20 protein-coding genes are annotated in these 17,877 nt (G+C 45.9%); 13 read left to right on the plus strand and 7 right to left on the minus strand.

The features are described from left to right. The first annotated feature begins 4 nt into the window (after positions 1-4). The 8 genes from ACFVP7_RS04175 (at position 5) to nosA (ending at position 8,355) form a co-directional block, all read left to right on the plus strand. Entirely contained in the window at positions 5-1,441 is a 1,437-nt protein-coding gene (locus tag ACFVP7_RS04175; protein WP_003233725.1) for an anion permease, read from the plus strand. 116 nt (positions 1,442-1,557) lie between these two features. Beyond that, positions 1,558-3,186 (plus strand): two-component sensor histidine kinase CitS, encoded by a 1,629-nt coding sequence (gene yflR, locus ACFVP7_RS04180; protein WP_260665442.1) that lies wholly within the window; start codon positions 1,558-1,560, stop codon positions 3,184-3,186. Continuing rightward, positions 3,158-3,838 (plus strand): two-component response regulator CitT, encoded by a 681-nt coding sequence (gene citT / locus ACFVP7_RS04185; RefSeq protein ID WP_396583013.1) that lies wholly within the window; start codon positions 3,158-3,160, stop codon positions 3,836-3,838. The genes yflR and citT overlap by 29 nt, the downstream gene beginning before the upstream one ends. Before the next feature lie 2 nt (positions 3,839-3,840). Then, on the plus strand, positions 3,841-4,800 hold the full coding sequence (locus tag ACFVP7_RS04190; protein WP_101501757.1) for a tripartite tricarboxylate transporter substrate binding protein: 960 nt from the start codon (positions 3,841-3,843) through the stop codon (positions 4,798-4,800). A 26-nt stretch (positions 4,801-4,826) separates the two neighbouring features. Next, positions 4,827-4,952 carry a hypothetical protein gene (locus tag ACFVP7_RS04195; protein ID WP_003233716.1) on the plus strand — a complete coding sequence of 42 codons (126 nt, stop codon included), beginning with the start codon at positions 4,827-4,829 and terminating at the stop codon, positions 4,950-4,952. 42 nt (positions 4,953-4,994) lie between these two features. Beyond that, positions 4,995-6,296 (plus strand): citrate transporter CitM, encoded by a 1,302-nt coding sequence (gene citM, locus ACFVP7_RS04200; RefSeq protein WP_042978073.1) that lies wholly within the window; start codon positions 4,995-4,997, stop codon positions 6,294-6,296. Positions 6,297-6,350: 54 nt separating this feature from the next. After that, on the plus strand, positions 6,351-7,145 hold the full coding sequence (locus ACFVP7_RS04205) for an MBL fold metallo-hydrolase (RefSeq protein ID WP_101169904.1): 795 nt from the start codon (positions 6,351-6,353) through the stop codon (positions 7,143-7,145). Positions 7,146-7,263: 118 nt separating this feature from the next. After that, positions 7,264-8,355 carry a nitric oxide synthase gene (nosA, locus tag ACFVP7_RS04210; RefSeq protein WP_041338238.1) on the plus strand — a complete coding sequence of 364 codons (1,092 nt, stop codon included), beginning with the start codon at positions 7,264-7,266 and terminating at the stop codon, positions 8,353-8,355. Here nosA and ACFVP7_RS04215 read toward each other — a convergent pair. Continuing rightward, a complete protein-coding gene (locus tag ACFVP7_RS04215; RefSeq protein WP_003233709.1) occupies positions 8,346-8,621 on the minus strand; it encodes an acylphosphatase in 276 nt (91 codons plus the stop codon). The genes nosA and ACFVP7_RS04215 overlap by 10 nt on opposite strands. A 66-nt stretch (positions 8,622-8,687) precedes the next feature. On the opposite strand from ACFVP7_RS04215, the gene ACFVP7_RS04220 reads away from it, so the two are divergent. Further along, positions 8,688-9,353 carry an MOSC domain-containing protein gene (locus tag ACFVP7_RS04220; RefSeq protein ID WP_396583014.1) on the plus strand — a complete coding sequence of 222 codons (666 nt, stop codon included), beginning with the start codon at positions 8,688-8,690 and terminating at the stop codon, positions 9,351-9,353. A gap of 40 nt (positions 9,354-9,393) precedes the next feature. Here the strand turns inward: ACFVP7_RS04220 and ACFVP7_RS04225 are convergent, their stop codons facing one another. From ACFVP7_RS04225 to map, 4 genes are all read right to left on the minus strand, one after another. Then, entirely contained in the window at positions 9,394-9,531 is a 138-nt protein-coding gene (locus ACFVP7_RS04225; RefSeq protein WP_003233704.1) for a YflJ family protein, read from the minus strand. 156 nt (positions 9,532-9,687) lie between these two features. Then, positions 9,688-9,843, minus strand: coding sequence for a hypothetical protein (locus ACFVP7_RS04230; RefSeq protein ID WP_003244572.1), 156 nt, complete (start codon positions 9,841-9,843; stop codon positions 9,688-9,690). Between the two features lie 106 nt (positions 9,844-9,949). Next, positions 9,950-10,264, minus strand: coding sequence for a DUF3243 domain-containing protein (locus tag ACFVP7_RS04235; protein WP_003233700.1), 315 nt, complete (start codon positions 10,262-10,264; stop codon positions 9,950-9,952). 81 nt (positions 10,265-10,345) lie between these two features. Continuing rightward, entirely contained in the window at positions 10,346-11,095 is a 750-nt protein-coding gene (gene map / locus ACFVP7_RS04240) for a type I methionyl aminopeptidase (RefSeq protein WP_003233698.1), read from the minus strand. Positions 11,096-11,266: 171 nt separating this feature from the next. On the opposite strand from map, the gene nagE reads away from it, so the two are divergent. Further along, the gene (gene nagE / locus ACFVP7_RS04245) at positions 11,267-12,625 is read left to right on the plus strand and encodes an N-acetylglucosamine-specific PTS transporter subunit IIBC (protein ID WP_003243372.1); all 1,359 of its coding nucleotides are present in this window, start codon (positions 11,267-11,269) and stop codon (positions 12,623-12,625) included. Positions 12,626-12,658: 33 nt separating this feature from the next. On the opposite strand, the gene ltaS is transcribed toward nagE, so the two are convergent. Further along, complete coding sequence (ltaS, locus tag ACFVP7_RS04250; RefSeq protein ID WP_003233694.1) at positions 12,659-14,608, minus strand: lipoteichoic acid synthase; 1,950 nt, start codon at positions 14,606-14,608, stop codon at positions 12,659-12,661. 100 nt (positions 14,609-14,708) lie between these two features. Between ltaS and ACFVP7_RS04255 the strand changes: the two genes are divergently transcribed. The 3 genes from ACFVP7_RS04255 to ACFVP7_RS04265 all read left to right on the plus strand — a co-directional run bounded on the left by ACFVP7_RS04255 (position 14,709) and on the right by ACFVP7_RS04265 (position 16,797). Continuing rightward, complete coding sequence (locus tag ACFVP7_RS04255; protein ID WP_010886442.1) at positions 14,709-14,846, plus strand: hypothetical protein; 138 nt, start codon at positions 14,709-14,711, stop codon at positions 14,844-14,846. Positions 14,847-14,864: 18 nt separating this feature from the next. After that, positions 14,865-15,257 carry a DUF1992 domain-containing protein gene (locus ACFVP7_RS04260; protein ID WP_003233692.1) on the plus strand — a complete coding sequence of 131 codons (393 nt, stop codon included), beginning with the start codon at positions 14,865-14,867 and terminating at the stop codon, positions 15,255-15,257. A 124-nt stretch (positions 15,258-15,381) separates the two neighbouring features. Further along, positions 15,382-16,797 carry a sodium:alanine symporter family protein gene (locus tag ACFVP7_RS04265; RefSeq protein ID WP_015252561.1) on the plus strand — a complete coding sequence of 472 codons (1,416 nt, stop codon included), beginning with the start codon at positions 15,382-15,384 and terminating at the stop codon, positions 16,795-16,797. Here the strand turns inward: ACFVP7_RS04265 and ACFVP7_RS04270 are convergent. After that, positions 16,794-17,870 (minus strand): endospore germination permease, encoded by a 1,077-nt coding sequence (locus ACFVP7_RS04270; protein WP_080529063.1) that lies wholly within the window; start codon positions 17,868-17,870, stop codon positions 16,794-16,796. The two genes, ACFVP7_RS04265 and ACFVP7_RS04270, sit on opposite strands and share 4 nt — an antisense overlap. Positions 17,871-17,877 lie beyond the last annotated feature (7 nt).

Genomic DNA, 17,877 nt, shown 5'->3' on the forward strand with positions numbered 1-17,877 from the left:
ATTTATGGCTTCAGAAAAAGACGCAGGAAAACAGTCAGCAGTAAAGCTTGTTCCATTGCTTATTACTGTCGCTGTGGGACTAATCATCTGGTTTATTCCCGCTCCGTCCGGACTTGAACCTAAAGCCTGGCATTTGTTTGCGATTTTTGTCGCGACGATTATCGGCTTTATCTCCAAGCCCTTGCCAATGGGTGCAATTGCAATTTTTGCATTGGCGGTTACTGCACTAACTGGAACACTATCAATTGAGGATACATTAAGCGGATTCGGGAATAAGACCATTTGGCTTATCGTTATCGCATTCTTTATTTCCCGGGGATTTATCAAAACCGGGCTCGGTGCGAGAATTTCGTATGTATTCGTTCAGAAATTCGGGAAAAAAACCCTTGGACTTTCTTATTCACTGCTATTCAGTGATTTAATACTTTCACCTGCTATTCCAAGTAATACGGCGCGTGCAGGAGGCATTATATTTCCTATTATCAGATCATTATCCGAAACATTCGGATCAAGCCCGGCAAATGGAACAGAGAGAAAAATCGGTGCATTCTTATTAAAAACCGGTTTTCAGGGGAATCTGATCACATCTGCTATGTTCCTGACAGCGATGGCGGCGAATCCGCTGATTGCCAAGCTGGCCCATGATGTCGCAGGGGTGGACTTAACATGGACAAGCTGGGCAATTGCCGCGATTGTACCGGGACTTGTAAGCTTAATCATCACGCCGCTTGTGATTTACAAGCTGTATCCGCCGGAAATCAAAGAAACACCGGATGCGGCGAAAATCGCAACAGAAAAACTGAAAGAAATGGGACCGTTCAAAAAATCAGAGCTTTCCATGGTTATCGTGTTTCTTTTGGTGCTTGTGCTGTGGATTTTTGGCGGCAGCTTCAACATCGACGCAACCACAACCGCATTGATCGGTTTGGCCGTTCTCTTATTATCACAAGTTCTGACTTGGGATGATATCAAAAAAGAACAGGGCGCTTGGGATACGCTCACTTGGTTTGCGGCGCTTGTCATGCTCGCCAACTTCTTGAATGAATTAGGCATGGTGTCTTGGTTCAGTAATGCCATGAAATCATCCGTATCAGGGTTCTCTTGGATTGTGGCATTCATCATTTTAATTGTTGTGTATTATTACTCTCACTATTTCTTTGCAAGTGCGACAGCCCACATCAGTGCGATGTATTCAGCATTTTTGGCTGTCGTCGTGGCAGCGGGCGCACCGCCGCTTTTAGCAGCGCTGAGCCTCGCGTTCATCAGCAACCTGTTCGGGTCAACGACTCACTACGGTTCTGGAGCGGCTCCGGTCTTCTTCGGAGCAGGCTACATCCCGCAAGGCAAATGGTGGTCCATCGGATTTATCCTGTCGATTGTTCATATCATCGTATGGCTTGTGATCGGCGGATTATGGTGGAAAGTACTAGGAATATGGTAGAAAGAAAAAGGCAGACGCGGTCTGCCTTTTTTTTATTGCAAGAAAACGGATTTTGAAAAATGAGAAAATTGCCTGTGAAAAATGGTATGATCTAGGTAGAAAGGACGGCTGGTGCTGTGGTGAAAAAGCGGTTCCATTTTTCCCTGCAAACAAAAATAATGGGGCTTATTGCGGCTCTGCTGGTCTTTGTCATTGGTGTGCTGACCATTACGTTAGCCGTTCAGCATACACAGGGAGAACGGAGACAGGCAGAGCAGCTGGCGGTTCAAACGGCGAGAACCATCTCCTATATGCCGCCGGTTAAAGAGCTCATTGAGAGAAAAGGCGGACATGCGGCTGAGACGCAAGAGGTCATTGAACAAATGAAAGAACAGACTGGCGCGTTTGCCATTTATGTTTTGGACGAAAAAGGAGACATTCGCAGCGCTTCTGGAAAAAGCGGATTAAAGAAACTGGAGCGCAGCAGAAAAATTTTGTTTGGCGGTTCGCATGTTTCTGAAACAAAAGCGGATGGACGAAGAGTGATCAGAGGGAGCGCGCCGATTATAAAAGAACAGAAGGGATACAGCCAAGTGATCGGCAGCGTGTCTGTTGATTTTCTGCAAACGGAGACAGAGCAAAGCATCAAAAAGCATTTGAGAAATTTGAGTGTGATTGCTGTGCTTGTATTGCTGCTCGGATTTATTGGCGCCGCCGTGCTGGCGAAAAGCATCAGAAAGGATACGCTTGGGCTTGAACCGCATGAGATCGCGGCTCTATATCGTGAGAGGAACGCAATGCTTTTCGCGATTCGAGAAGGGATTATTGCCACCAATCGTGAAGGCGTCGTCACCATGATGAACGTATCGGCGGCCGAGATGCTGAAGCTGCCCGAGCCTGTGACCCATCTTCCTATAGATGACGTCATGCCGGGAGCAGGGCTGATGTCTGTGCTTGAACAAGGAGAAATGCTGCCGAACCAGGAGGTAAGCGTCAACGATCAAGTGTTTATTATCAATACGAAAGTGATGAATCAAGGCGGGCAGGCGTATGGGATTGTCGTCAGCTTCAGGGAGAAAACAGAGCTGAAGAAGCTGATCGACACATTGACAGAGGTTCGCAAATATTCAGAGGATCTCAGGGCGCAGACTCATGAATTTTCAAATAAGCTTTATGCGATTTTAGGGCTGCTTGAGCTTGGGGAGTATGATGAAGCCATTGATCTGATTAAAGAGGAATATGCGATACAAAATGAACAGCATGATCTTTTATTCCATAACATCCATTCGCAGCAGGTGCAGGCCATTTTGTTAGGGAAAATAAGCAAGGCATCGGAAAAGAAGGTCAAGCTGGTTATTGATGAGAACAGCTCACTCGCGCCTCTTCCTGCACATATCGGCTTGTCCCATCTTATTACGATTATTGGCAATTTAATTGATAACGCTTTCGAAGCTGTAGCGGAGCAAAGCGTGAAGGAAGTTTTGTTTTTTATCACGGATATGGGCCATGACATTGTCATTGAAGTATCAGACACAGGGCCCGGTGTGCCGCCAGAGAAAATAGAAGCTGTGTTTGAGAGAGGCTATTCTTCAAAGGGGATGAGGAGAGGCTACGGTCTGGCCAATGTGAAAGACTCAGTGCGTGAACTGGGCGGCTGGATCGAACTGGCGAATCAAAAAACTGGCGGGGCGGTATTCACTGTGTTTATACCGAAGGAGAAACAAAGGGGGAATCCATTTGATTCACATCGCGATTGCGGAGGATGATTTTCGAGTTGCGCAAATCCATGAGAGATTGATTAAACAGCTTGATGGATTCAAGATTATCGGCAAGGCGGCTAACGCCAAAGAGACATTGGCGCTTTTGAAGGAACACAAGGCTGATTTGCTTCTGCTGGATATTTATATGCCGGACGAGCTTGGGACCGCATTGATTCCTGATTTACGAAGCCGATTTCCTGAAGTGGACATTATGATCATCACAGCGGCAACAGAAACCCGGCATTTACAGGAAGCGCTCAGGGCAGGGATTGCCCACTATTTGATCAAACCCGTAACGGCTGACAAGTTCAGGCAGGTGCTGCTTCAATATAAAGAAAAAAGGAAGCTGCTCATGTCTCAGCCGGAGGTCAGCCAATCCATGATCGACCATATATTTGGGAACGGTGTGAAGACAGCTTTGCCGGCAGAGGATTTGCCGACTGGCATTAATTCGATTACACTGCGAAAAATTAAGGAAGCGCTTCAGACTGCGTCAGAAGGATTGACAGCGGAGGAACTTGGGGAAAAAATGGGGGCGTCACGAACAACTGCCCGCCGTTATGCCGAGTACCTTGTGTCAAAGGAAGAAGCAAGAGCCGAGCTTGAATACGGGATTATCGGCAGGCCGGAGAGAAAATATTATTTGGCGGCGGATTAGATATGAAAAAATCTATAATCCTATTGATTATTCTATTGATCTTTATGCAGGGTGATATCAGGCAGGCGGCTGCGCCGCGCCTGCCTGACGGGCCGATAGAAATTGTCGTCCCTGCCGAACCTTCTGGCGGTTGGGATGTCACAGCGCAGGCGATCCAATCAGTTTTGAGGCAGAAGCAGATCGTGAAGGATGATGTTCATATCGTCTATAAATCCGGCGGCGGGGGAGAGAAAGGCTGGAAATATGTCAACAAAAGCAGCAAACAAACCATCAGCATGACGTCCAGCCTAATATTGAGCAATGATCTTCTCGGGCAAAGCAAATTAAAAATGGCCGATTTTACGCCGCTCGCCATTCTCTCCAAGGAATGGCAGACGGTTGCATTGCCAAAAGGATCAGCGTTAACAAATGGCAAGGATGTGCTGAATGAGATCAACATGCATCCCGGCAAGGTGAGAATCGGCTTTGCCCCGGGGTTTGGCAATGATGATCAGCTCTCGTTCGTCAGAGCGGCAGATATGTACGGCATTGACCCGTTTGACATTCAATTCTCACAGTATGACAGCAGCGAACAGCTCATTCAGGCGCTGATCAGACATGAGATAGAAGCGGCTTCCATGACACTTTCTGAAGCGAAACCATATGAACGAAACGGCGATATCACGTTAGCCGCTGTAACGTCTGATAAAAGACTTCCCGGTTTTCCAAATGTACCGACGTGGAAGGAGCAGGGAATCCCGTTTGTTTTTTCTCATTGGAGAGGGATTTTAGGCCCGAAAAATATGTCCGAGGAAGAGATTTCTTACTGGGATCAAGCGCTAAAGAAGGTCACCTCTTCACCTGAATGGAAGCGGAAAATAAACGAACAGGACTGGGAAAGCTTTTATTTGAACAGCAGGGAAACGAAACGGTTTTTAGAAGAGCAATCTGCTTTTTATCAAAGCATCATGACAGGAAATTAAGATCCCGGCATCCCGGGATTTTTTTCATGCCGAAAATTGATCAAAAAGAACAAAACGGTTTTAAAAAATTAAAAATACAAAAAAACCAAATTATTTACTTGCGGTTGGTTTTCCCATACGATGGCAAAAAGGCAAGACAAAAAGGGGAGTAAGGGAGAAAAAATGTAAGCGGATTCATTTAAGGGGGAATGGATGTGTTAGCAATCTTAGGCTTTCTCATGATGCTTGTGTTTATGGCATTGATCATGACAAAACGGCTTTCTGTTTTAACAGCATTAGTTTTGACGCCGATTGTGTTTGCGCTTATCGCCGGATTTGGATTTACTGAAGTTGGGGACATGATGATTTCGGGGATTCAGCAAGTCGCGCCGACTGCGGTCATGATTATGTTTGCGATCTTATATTTTGGAATTATGATTGATACAGGCCTGTTTGATCCAATGGTTGGCAAAATTTTAAGCATGGTCAAAGGAGACCCTTTAAAAATTGTTGTCGGGACAGCGGTTCTTACAATGCTCGTCGCCTTGGACGGAGATGGCTCGACAACGTACATGATTACGACAAGCGCCATGCTTCCGCTCTATTTGCTGCTAGGCATCCGGCCAATTATCTTGGCAGGAATCGCGGGAGTCGGCATGGGAATCATGAACACGATTCCATGGGGCGGTGCGACGCCGAGGGCGGCGAGTGCGCTGGGGGTTGATCCAGCTGAGCTAACAGGGCCGATGATTCCTGTCATTGCAAGCGGGATGCTTTGTATGGTGGCGGTTGCGTATGTGCTTGGAAAAGCGGAACGAAAGCGCCTTGGTGTGATTGAACTGAAACAGCCAGCCAATGCCAATGAACCGGCTGCTGCGGTTGAAGATGAGTGGAAGCGGCCGAAGCTTTGGTGGTTCAATTTATTGTTAACGCTTTCTTTAATAGGATGTTTAGTATCGGGTAAAGTCAGTTTAACCGTACTGTTTGTCATTGCGTTTTGTATTGCGCTGATTGTGAATTATCCCAATCTCGAGCATCAGAGACAGCGCATCGCGGCGCATTCCAGCAACGTGCTGGCTATCGGTTCAATGATTTTTGCTGCGGGGGTGTTCACGGGGATTTTGACAGGCACGAAAATGGTTGATGAAATGGCGATCTCGCTCGTGTCCATGATACCGGAACAAATGGGCGGATTGATCCCGGCGATTGTTGCCTTAACAAGCGGCATTTTCACATTTTTGATGCCGAATGATGCGTATTTCTACGGGGTGCTGCCGATTTTATCAGAAACAGCTGTCGCATACGGTGTGGATAAAGTGGAAATTGCCAGAGCCTCTATTATCGGCCAGCCGATTCATATGCTGAGTCCGCTTGTGCCATCCACTCATTTGCTTGTCGGACTCGTCGGAGTTTCTATTGATGACCATCAAAAATTCGCATTGAAATGGGCGGTTCTCGCAGTGATCGTCATGACGGCTATCGCTCTATTCATCGGTGCGATCTCTATTTCCGTATGATAATTCAGGCGTAATGACACACACTAACGGCATCAACATTCCGGAGGTGTCATTATGAGTGATCCTTATATGCCGCTGACTTCAGTCAGAAGCGGAGCGGGGTTCGAAGCGGCAAAAGGGGTGCACGGCCTGACTGTGCAAATTGCGAATGTCTATTTTATTCAGCTGCCTTCTGAACCTCACTCATTTGTTTTAATTGATGCCGGCATGCCTCAATCAGCCGGCATGATTGTCAATGAAGCCAAACAAAGATTCGGTGAAGGGTTTCAGCTGAAGGCGATTATCCTCACACACGGGCACTTTGACCATATTGGGGCAATCGAAGAGATCCTTGAGCATTGGGATGTGCCTGTTTATGTCCATTCTCGGGAAATGCCCTATGTAACAGGTAAAGAGGATTATCCTCCGGCTCGTCCTGACAGCAAGAGCGGGCTGGTCGCTAAGCTGTCGCCGCTGTTTCCGCGGCACTCCATCGATATTTCCTCACATGTCCAGGCACTGCCGGAAGACGGTTCAGTTCCTTTTCTTGACGAGTGGATGTGGATTGCGACACCAGGACACACGCCGGGCCATATTTCGTTATTCCGCGATGACGGCCGCGTGCTTGTAGCAGGTGATGCTGTTATTACAGTGGAACAAGAGAAAATGGCTGACGTCTTGATACAAAAACAGGAGCTTCACGGGCCGCCGGCTTATTTCACGCCTGACACAGAGACGGCCGCGGAGTCCATTCTAAAGCTGGCCGGTCTTGAACCGGAAGCGTTATTGACCGGGCACGGCATACCGATGACCGGCAAAAACTTTCGAAGTGACTTAACTGAATTGGCAAATCGGTTATCGTCTATTTGACACCCGCACCACGCGGGTGTTTTTTATTGTTTTCCAGGAAGTTGCAGAAAAATCATTTGTCTTGCCGCTTAAAAACGATACAATGAAAAGCATGAAGTGATGTGAAGGGGAGAGTTTGTTGGAAGAAAAAGAAATACTCTGGAACGAAGCGAAAGCGTTTATTGCCGCATGCTATCAGGAATTGGGAAAGGAGGAGGAAGTGAAAGACCGTCTCGAGGACATTAAAAGTGAAATTGACCTGACCGGAAGCTATGTACATACGAAGGAAGAGCTGGAGCACGGAGCGAAAATGGCTTGGAGAAACAGTAACCGCTGCATCGGCAGATTGTTCTGGAATTCGCTGAATGTTATTGACAGACGAGACGTCCGGACGAAGGAGGAAGTGCGTGACGCCCTCTTTCACCATATTGAAACCGCCACCAATAACGGGAAAATCAGACCGACCATTACGATTCTCCCTCCGGAAGAGAAGGGTGAAAAGCAAGTCGAGATCTGGAATCATCAGCTGATCCGGTACGCTGGATATGAGTCAGACGGAGAAAGAATCGGCGACCCGGCTTCCTGTTCACTGACAGCAGCCTGCGAAGAGCTCGGCTGGCGCGGAGAGCGAACGGATTTTGACCTGCTGCCGCTCATTTTTCGCATGAAAGGCGACAAACAGCCTGTCTGGTATGAGCTGCCGCGTTCACTTGTGATCGAGGTTCCAATCACACATCCGGACATCGAGGCGTTTTCTGATTTGGAGCTGAAGTGGTACGGCGTGCCTATCATCTCTGATATGAAGCTTGAGGTCGGGGGCATTCATTATAATGCCGCGCCATTTAACGGCTGGTATATGGGCACGGAGATCGGAGCGAGAAACCTCGCAGATGAGAAGCGGTACGACAAGCTCAAAAAAGTAGCGTCCGTGATCGGCATCGCCGCTGATTACAATACGGATTTATGGAAGGATCAAGCGCTAGTTGAATTGAATAAAGCTGTGCTGCACTCGTATAAAAAGCAGGGTGTCAGCATCGTTGACCATCATACAGCGGCAAGCCAGTTTAAACGGTTTGAAGAACAGGAGGAAGAAGCGGGCAGAAAGCTGACGGGGGACTGGACGTGGCTGATTCCGCCAATTTCACCCGCTGCCACTCATATCTTCCACCGATCCTATGATAACTCAATCGTTAAGCCGAATTACTTTTATCAAGATAAGCCTTATGAGTAAACAATAGAAAATCGATGATGGCCTTCAAGGCTGCGGGATTCAGTCACAGAGATGTCGGTAACCTTTGAGAAAGGGCTTCCGTTCTTTACAGCCTCAACAAACGATTGCAGGGCGTTTTCCGGACCCTCTGCCAAAATCTCGACACGCCCGTCATCACGGTTTTTGACCCAGCCGGCCAGTTTTCGCTTATCAGCTTCCATTTGAACAAAATAGCGAAAGCCCACACCTTGAACCCGGCCGTTTACAATGATTCGGTATTGAAGCATGTAAAAACCACCTTTTCTTTTTATGATAATCAATCATTTTACAACCTGTAAAGGGGATGTGTTTGTATGAAACCAGAGCGCTATTCAGTTCTTTCTCTTAATCTGGGAAAACCGCAGACGCTTGAATATGACGGAAAGAAAATCGAAACCGGCATCATGAAGCGGCCGGCTGAATCAGCCGTCATGCTGTATCGGGAGAATTTTGAAGGAGACGGACAGGCGGACCTCGTCAACCACGGCGGACCTGATAAGGCTGTCTGTGTCTACCCGGCGGAGCATTATCTGTTTTGGGAAGAGTTCCTCTCAAGACCGCTGTCAAATGCCGCATTTGGAGAAAATCTGACGGTCGCGGGCCTGACTGAGGAGAATGTTTGCATCGGGGATGTGTTCAGGCTTGATGAAGCTGTTGTTCAGGTCAGCCAGCCGCGCCAGCCGTGTGTAAAGCTGGCGAAAAAGTTTGGTGTAAAAGAAATGGTGCTGAAGGTCCAGCAAACCGGCTATACAGGGTTCTATTTTCGCGTGCTGGAGGAGGGCAGGGTGTCTCCCGGCGCGAACCTTGAATTGCTGTCCAGAGGAGAGAAGGGCATATCCGTCCAGTTCGCCAACCGCATCAACTACCATGATACAAAAAATCTCACCGCCATTGAACTGATTTTAAGTGAGGCTGCACTATCGGAAAGCTGGAGAGCGTCCTTTATGAAAAAAAAGGACAGGCTGCTGCCGGTTGAATAGAAAAAAGCCGCGCATATCAACGTGCGCGGCTTTGCCATATTTAAGATTGTTTTTTCTTTGATTCAAGCAGGTTGGCAAGAAAATAGGTTTTATAGCTTTGAAGCTTTCTTCCTTCATGGTGCGTGATCCCCTGCTTTTTTAGTTCTGCCACATACCAGCCTTTACTGCCGTAATGCATGTCAGAAAACTCCTTTCCCTATCTGATTTCGAAACGATTGGCATTGTAACATCTATAAAAAGATGCTGAAAAGAGATGCGGGGAAAACTGAGCCTTTCGCACTAGATGTACGAATGTTCTTCTGAATGTATATGCGGAGCAAAAGCCGAATATGATTTAATGGCCGGTTAGTTTGATCATGACAACGCCAAATGTCATAATGGCGAAAACAATGCCGATATATGTGAGCATCCCGTTTTTTTTCTTAACGCCGTAAACGGTCATAATGATGCCTTCAATGAAAAAAATGATGCCGAAAATAATAAACCACATGCAGATAAAGGCTCCTTTCACAGACATAATAGTAGTGTAGCATATCTGAAAGAGCCGGGCTGTGACAATATCAAGAAAGCCGGGCGCATATCGCCCGGCTCATGTTTTATTGTTTATCAACCAATTTGACCAGAAGCTGTGCCAAATGTTCTTTCTCATCTTCGTCTGCAACGCTCCAAAGCTCTTGCAGCAGCATTTCTTCACCGTTTTGCGGCTCTTCATGCTTTGCGAGGTAGTCTCCCAGGATCGCAGCGCTTTTTACAAGCTTGCCGTCATCCAATCCCAGCTTTTTGCCTCGGTTGACTTGTTTTTTCAGGTAGCCTTTAAATTCATCAAAGTCTTTTAAAATGTCTTCTTTTATTGTGCCATGCATCGCGTTCATTTCGTTTTCAATTTGGATTTTTTCTTGATCTCTGTTCATTGCAAGACCTCCTCGTGCAGAATAATGATGTTTTACCTGCTATTGGAGGAGGTTAAACCTGCCGGAAGCCCGGAATGTGTTTTACAGTTTCGTCAGGATAATCGGTTCATCTTTTGTGATGACGATCGTGTGTTCAACTTGGGCAACCATGCTTTTATCCGGCGTCTTGAACGTCCAGCCGTCTCCAGCTTCAACAATCGTTTCTGCTTTCGTTGAAATAAACGGTTCAAGCGCGATGACTGTGCCATTTTTGAACAGCGCATTATCAAACGGATCATAATAGTTCATGATGTGGTTCGGCGCTTCATGCAGGCTTCGGCCGATTCCGTGGCCGGTCAGGGTTTTGATGACGGTAAAGCCTTGAGAGCGTGCTTCATGATAAACGGCTCTTCCGATCTGGTTTTGGCGCTTGCCCGCTTTTGCCTGCTGAAGCCCCTTTTGAAAAGCGTTTTCCGCGCATTGGCAAAGCTTATGAAGGCGTTCTTCTCCTTCACCGAGCACAAATGAGATGCCTGTGTCGGAATAGAAGCCGCCAAATTCAGCGGAGATGTCGATGTTGACAAGGTCCCCTGCTTTTAAAATTTTGGATGTGCTTGGTATGCCGTGAGCCACTTCATCATTTACGCTGATACATGTCACACCTGGAAAATCGTATTCCTTCTCAGGAGCTGAAACGGCGCCGTGCTCATCAAGCACAGCTTTTCCGATAAGGTCAAGGTCTTTTGTGCTCATGCCGGGCTCTGCCTTCCGCTTCATTTCTTCACGCGCAAGCGCGACGATTCTTCCGATTTTTTTCAGGCCTTCTAATTCTTGATCGTTTGTTACAATCATCTGTCATTCCCGCTTTCTTTTTAAATAATCTAGATTAAGCTTACCACAACTGTCTTAAAAATAGGAAACACACGGACCTGGGAAAAAAGAAATACCCCCGGGAAAATTGGTATAGATCACTAGATATCTTATATGGTATATTTGAAAAAAAAGGGTATGAGGGGGATGGGTATGCTTTCATTTTTACAAAAACTCGGGAAGTCATTTATGCTCCCGATTGCGGTTCTGCCTGCGGTTGGAATTATCCTTGCGCTTGGCAGAGAGGATGTATTTAATATCCCGTTTGTCTATCAGGCGGGGACGGCGGTTTTTGATCATCTGCCGCTTATTTTTGCGATCGGTATTGCCATCGGCATTTCAAAAGACAGCAATGGGGCAGCGGGTTTATCAGGGGCGATATCGTATCTGATGCTTGACGCGGCAACAAAGACAATTGATAAAACAAATAACATGGCGGTGTTTGGGGGAATTATTGCCGGTTTAATTGCCGGTTACACCTATAACCGCTTCAAGGATACCAAGCTGCCTGAATATCTCGGGTTTTTCAGTGGCAGACGGCTTGTGCCGATTTTAACAGCCATTATTACGATCATTTTAGCGGGCATATTCGGAGTGGTCTGGCCGCCGATTCAATCGTGTATCAACTCGTTTGGAGAGTGGATGCTCGGGCTCGGTGGCATCGGGGCAGGCATATTCGGCCTATTCAACAGGCTGTTAATTCCGCTTGGCCTTCACCATGTGCTGAACAATATTTTCTGGTTCCAATTCGGAGAATATAACGGAGTGACAGGGGATTTGGCGCGCTTTTTCGCGAAAGATCCGACTGCGGGCACATATATGACCGGATTTTTCCCAATCATGATGTTCGGTCTTCCGGCGGCGTGTCTGGCTATGGTTGTGACTGCGAAGCCGTCTAAACGGAAAGCGACGGCTGGAATGATGATTGGATTTGCTTTAACGGCGTTTATCACAGGGATTACGGAGCCGATTGAGTTTGCATTTATGTTTTTATCTCCGCTTTTATACGCTGTTCACGCGGTCTTAACCGGGTTATCTTTATTTATCGTCAACTGGCTCGGCATCCGCTCAGGCTTCTCTTTTTCAGCCGGAGCTATCGATTATGTGCTCAGCTATGGAATCGCAGAAAAACCGCTGCTTCTGCTTTTGGTAGGTATATGCTATGCGGCAGTATACTTTATCGTGTTTTATGTACTGATTAAGGCTTTGAATTTAAAAACGCCTGGACGGGAAGACGATGATGTAGATGAAGTGCTGGATGAAAATACTGTTCAGGATGTAAATGAAAACATCATGCTGAAAGGGCTCGGCGGAAAAGAAAACCTTCAAACCATTGATCATTGCGCCACAAGGCTGCGACTGACTGTGAAGGATACCGCTTTGGTGGATGAAGCGCTGCTAAAGAAAGCAGGCGCAAAAGGGGTTGTCAAATCGGGCGGGCAATCGGTTCAAGTCATTATTGGCCCGAATGTGGAATTTGCGGCGGAAGAATTGAGAGCTGCTGTCAAATAAAAAAAGCGGAGAGGGCAACCTCTCCGCTTTTTCTTATTTATCTTCGTTATCCTTTGACGTTTCGGAAGAATCTTCGTCATGTTTTGTGTAATCATAATCGGAAGGATTCACCTTCTTAAAACCTTTCGGCTCGTAGAACCGCAGCAGGTCTCCGTTTATGATTTTATCGGACATTTCAAGTTCCTTCTTGACGAGTGAGTCTTCTGACTTGTCTACTTCGGATTCATCGAGTTCTTTTCCGGTTTTCGTGTCGTAATACTTACCGGATATTTTCGTGTACTTCGGTGAAATAAAGTCTCCGTTTCGGAACGGAATCACTTCACGGTGTTCTTTCGATAAAATATCAGAACCGGACATCAGATAGTCCTTCGTATCCACTCCGAGCAGATGCAGAATGGTAGGAGCCACATCAACGTCTCCGGCATATTTATGAACTTTCTCGCCCTTCACGCCGGCAGCGTGGATAAAGAGCGGCACCCGTTGAAGCTGGGCGTTGTCGTAATCAGTGATTTCATCTTTGCCAAGCACTTTCGCCATCGCTTTATTGTGGTTTTCAGAGATGCCGTAGTGGTCTCCGTACATTACAATAATCGATTTATCATATAACCCGTCTTTTTTCAGATCATTGAAGAATTGTTCAATGGACTGATCAAGGTAATGGGCTGACTGGAAATAGTTATCGACGACAGAGTCACCAAAGTCTCCAGCCGGGAAGTCTGTATCCCCCTCATCCATTCCGAATGGGAAGTGGTTGGAAAGGGTAATGAACTTCGTATAGAACGGCTGCGGCAGGCTTTCCAGCAGCGGCATTGATTCTTTGAAGAACGGTTTGTCTTTCATGCCGTAGTTTTTCGTGTTTTCTTCGTTCATGTCATAGTAGGCAGAATCAAAGAATTTATCAATGCCTTCCGCTTTGTACATTTCGTTACGGTTCCAGAAAGTCTGCGTGTTCCCGTGGAAAGTAGCAGATGTGTAATTCTTAGACTTCAGAATCGCCGGAACGGATTGCAGCGTGTTTTGCGCTTTGTTTACGAAAACTGAACCTTGAGCCAGCGGGTACAGAGAGTTTTCCATCATAAATTCAGCATCAGATGTTTTACCTTGTCCCGTTTGGTGGAAAAAGTTATCAAAGTAGAACGTTTCGTTATCATGTGCCAGTTTATTTAAGAACGGTGTCACTTCTTTGCCGTCAATTTTATAGTCGATGATAAATGACTGCAAAGATTCAAGTGAAACGTAAATGACGTTTTTTCCTTCCGCTTTGCCGAAATACACGTTATTCGGCACATCGTAATTGGCTTTCATGTAGTTTTCCACTTCCGTCACGTCGCTGGAATCGGCAAGCGCGCGCTGGCTGTTGGACTTGATATTCTGTACAGCGTCATAAATCGTGAAATTGTATGTTCCCAAGTATTTCACAAGATAGTTCCGGTCGAATGATCTTGTCAGCAATTCAGGACGGTCTGATTCCGCAACTGCCAGGTTGATCAAGAACACAAGAATTGAAGACGCAAAAATAATTCGGAACGATTTTTTGCTTGACGTTTCGGCAGGCTTGTTTACTTTGATCGCCAAGATGATCAGGATGATCGTATCGATAAAGTAAAAGGCGTCAGTCGGTCTCATCAGCGAAAATGCGCTGTCTCCGAGTTGGCCGCCGTTTGTTTTAGCCTGCATAATGACCGGAATTGTAATAAAATCATTGAAAAATCTGTAGTACACAATGTTGGCGTACAGTAAAAAAGACATTAAAAAATGAATCACTATAATGGCTGTCTGCTGTAATTTTTTCTTGAACAAGAGTCCAAAGCCAAGAAAGAACAAGCTTGAGCTAAGAGGATTCACAAAAAGCAATATTTTTTGTATCGTGTTGTCTATTCCTAAGTTGAAGTTCAGGACATAACCGACATACGTTTTGATCCATAACAGGACGACCGCGATTAAGAAGAAGGCCAGTCCTCTTTCTTTTATAAATGTTTTCATTGTTACACTCCTTTTTTCCGATCCAGTTCGAGCGAAACGATAGAAAAAACGAACGTATCCAATATAACACGAATCAGCAGATTAGAAAAGTGAAAATCGTATGAGGGAGAAAGTGGCGAAAAACGCCGTCGAATCAACGTTTCGCTTTGATATTACCAAATGTAAAACAAGGTATCTTTCTAGAAATAAAGGAATAAAATGGTACATTGAGAATTGTATGATAAAATATAAGGTATAGATAAAAAGAGGTGAAATGATGGATTTTTCCCATATTGTGTCTGAAGATAAAATTAAGCGCGCCATCAAAGACGGGGACTTTCAAAACCTCCCGGGAATGGGGAAGCCGCTGCCGAAGGATGACGCGGCACACTTGCCGGAATCGCTGCGCATGGGCTATCGTATTTTGAAAAACGCGGGAATGGCAGAGGACGAGGGCGCGCTCAAAAAAGAGCTTATGACCATCGACCATTTAATCGAAAAGTGCTATGACGAAAAAGAACGCGAGCAATTAATCAGAAAAAAATCTGAAAAGCAATTGCTGCTTGATAAGCTTGTCGACAAAAAAGGCATGTTTTCAAAGCCAGCATCCGCTTTTTATAAGAATAAAGTATATGATCGGCTTGGACGAAACAGACCTTCTTCCAGCTGATTTGTCTGATCTGCAGGATGGCGATTGATAAAAGCCATCCTTTTTATGTTCCAAGATCTATGTCAAAAGGTTTATGTTTTTCCATCTATGGGAAATGACCCATAAACGAAAAAAGGGTGATGGGATGGAACGACTATTAGTATGGATAGAGCATATATCTGATTGGCTGTGGGGTCCGCCGCTAATCATCCTGCTGACGGGGACGGGGTTGTATTTCACTATTTTGCTGAAAGGTTTTCAATTTCGCTATCCTTTATACATTTTCAAACAGACAATCGGCAGCGTAGGAAAAAAGCCGAAGGGAGAGGGCACAGTCACACCGCTTCAGGCATTGACCTCAGCCCTCAGTTCAACGATCGGTGCAGCGAACATTGTCGGTGTGCCCGCCGCTATTATGTTTGGAGGACCAGGAGCGGTTTTTTGGATGTGGCTTATTGCCTTATTTGCCATGGCGATTAAGTTTTCTGAAAGTGTTCTTGCTGTTCATTACAGAGAAAAAAATGAGCAGGGTGAATACGTCGGGGGACCGATGTATTACATAACAAAAGGGCTGCGCATGAAATGGCTCGGCGTATTCTTCTCTGTTGCGCTGATTGTGGAGCTGATCCCGAGCATTATGGTTCAGGGAAATTCGGTTTCAGTCTCGCTTGCCGAGACGTTTTCTTTCAATAAAATATACGCAGGAATCGGAATTGCATTTTTGATTGGGTTAGTGGTGATAGGAGGGGTAAAGCGGATCGGAAAAGTAACAGAGTTTGTCGTGCCTCTTATGGCAGGGGCATACGCAGGTGCCGGTCTCCTGATTGTTCTCATGAATCTATCATCAGTGCCGGCGTTTTTCTCTCTCGTTTTTTCAAATGCGTTTACCTCTTCTTCAGCAGTTGGAGGGTTCGCAGGTGCTGCGTTGGCGGAAACCGTTCGCTGGGGATTTGCCCGCGGGCTTTATTCTAATGAAGCCGGAATGGGAACAGCCCCGATTGCACATGCGGCAGCAATGACTGATCATCCTGTGCGGCAAGGGTTTTGGTCTGTGATCGGCATTGTCATTGACACCTTGATCATCTGCACGACCACCGCTTTTGTCGTTCTTGCATCTGGTGTCTGGACAGGGAAGAACGCCTCAATTGACCCGGCAGCACTGACGACGGCTGCATTTCAGCATTATTTCGGTTCTGGCGGAGGGTACTTCGTTTCGGTTTCCCTAGTCTTCTTTGTCGTATCAACCATTATGGTTGTCATTTTTTACGGCGTAAAGCAAGCTGAATTTCTGTTCGGGCGGCTGGCAGGACACGTGATTAAATTCGTTTATTTAGCGGCTATTATCATAGGTGCCGCAGGCGGAGCAAAAGCCATTTGGGGTTTTTTGGACTTAGCATTGGCTTTTATTCTCGTTCCAAATGTGATTGCGCTGTTGTTATTGAGCAGAAAGGTAAAAGCGCTGTACACCGAATTCTTTACATCTGAACAGTACTACCTGAAAGATATAAGGAAAACAAAACAGAATCCTGTTTATCAAACAAAAGAAGCTAAAAACTCCTAGTGCTTTGCTTTGGCGCCGAACAACGCTTTGCTTTTTATGATCAAATAAATGAGTAAAGGCAGCAAAAGAGAAATCACTACATTAATGATTGGTTTGATTCTGTTAAAGTCGATTAGCTGATTTGTATTTAAAAAGAACCAAAAGCTGCATACGACTGAGAACATGCCGATTGGTGTATACATGGCTTTCGGGTCGATTTTTGAGTGTAAAAACGAAAGGCCGTATACCACGATATATAGGGAACCTGCTATCTTCACCATAATGACCGGAATCCAAAAAGCCGCGATGATCAGGTCTGAGCGATCCAGAAAATCCGTAATGCGGATCTGCCTGATGACCATATAAGCAGGATCAAAGAAAGTAGATGTCAGGTTGGGACCAAAGACAGAAATTGAAGAAAATAACATCACGGCCAGCAATAAAGCGCCCAGCAGTATCGCGAAAATGGTGTATTTTAGCGGGACGCTCCGGTTTGAGAAGAGGAGCGGAAGGATAATCAATTCCCCCATTGTCCCAAACGCGTAATAGCCTGATTGAAGATATGGGATTAAACCTTCAAAAACAGGCGTCAAGTTTTGAAGCTCAATTTGTGTGGCCAGCGTAAATGGAAGGAACAAGACCAGGATGCCGAATGGAAATAGGAATATCTGCGCCATTCTGGTCAATGTTTCTTTTCCCTCTCTGGCAATACAGATCGCCACAAAGATAATAACACCGCCAAGAACAGCCATTGGTGTTCTCGGGAGAAATAAAATGTTAATCAAATTGATGAAAAAACGTATATCATGAGCATTGATTAACAGGAAATACAAAGAAAACAGTAAAATGATAATCCGGCCTGCGATTGGTGAGGAATCGCTCAGCAGCTCATAGATATTTTTATCCTGATGCTTTTTCATCAGCCTATGCATGAGCCAGAGTGCCGGAATCACGATGACAACGCCGAGGATGTAGCTGTGCCAGGCATTTTGTTTTGCTGATTCGATCATGAGAATCGGAGCATGCTTTAATCCGACCGCTAACGTATACAGAGCTCCGAAAAATAATCCTTGGTATGCAGAGGTCTTGTCCATAAAGCAC

The sequence above is a fragment of the Bacillus sp. SG20033 genome (genome assembly GCF_044570195.1).
GTDB classification, from domain to species: domain Bacteria; phylum Bacillota; class Bacilli; order Bacillales; family Bacillaceae; genus Bacillus; species Bacillus subtilis.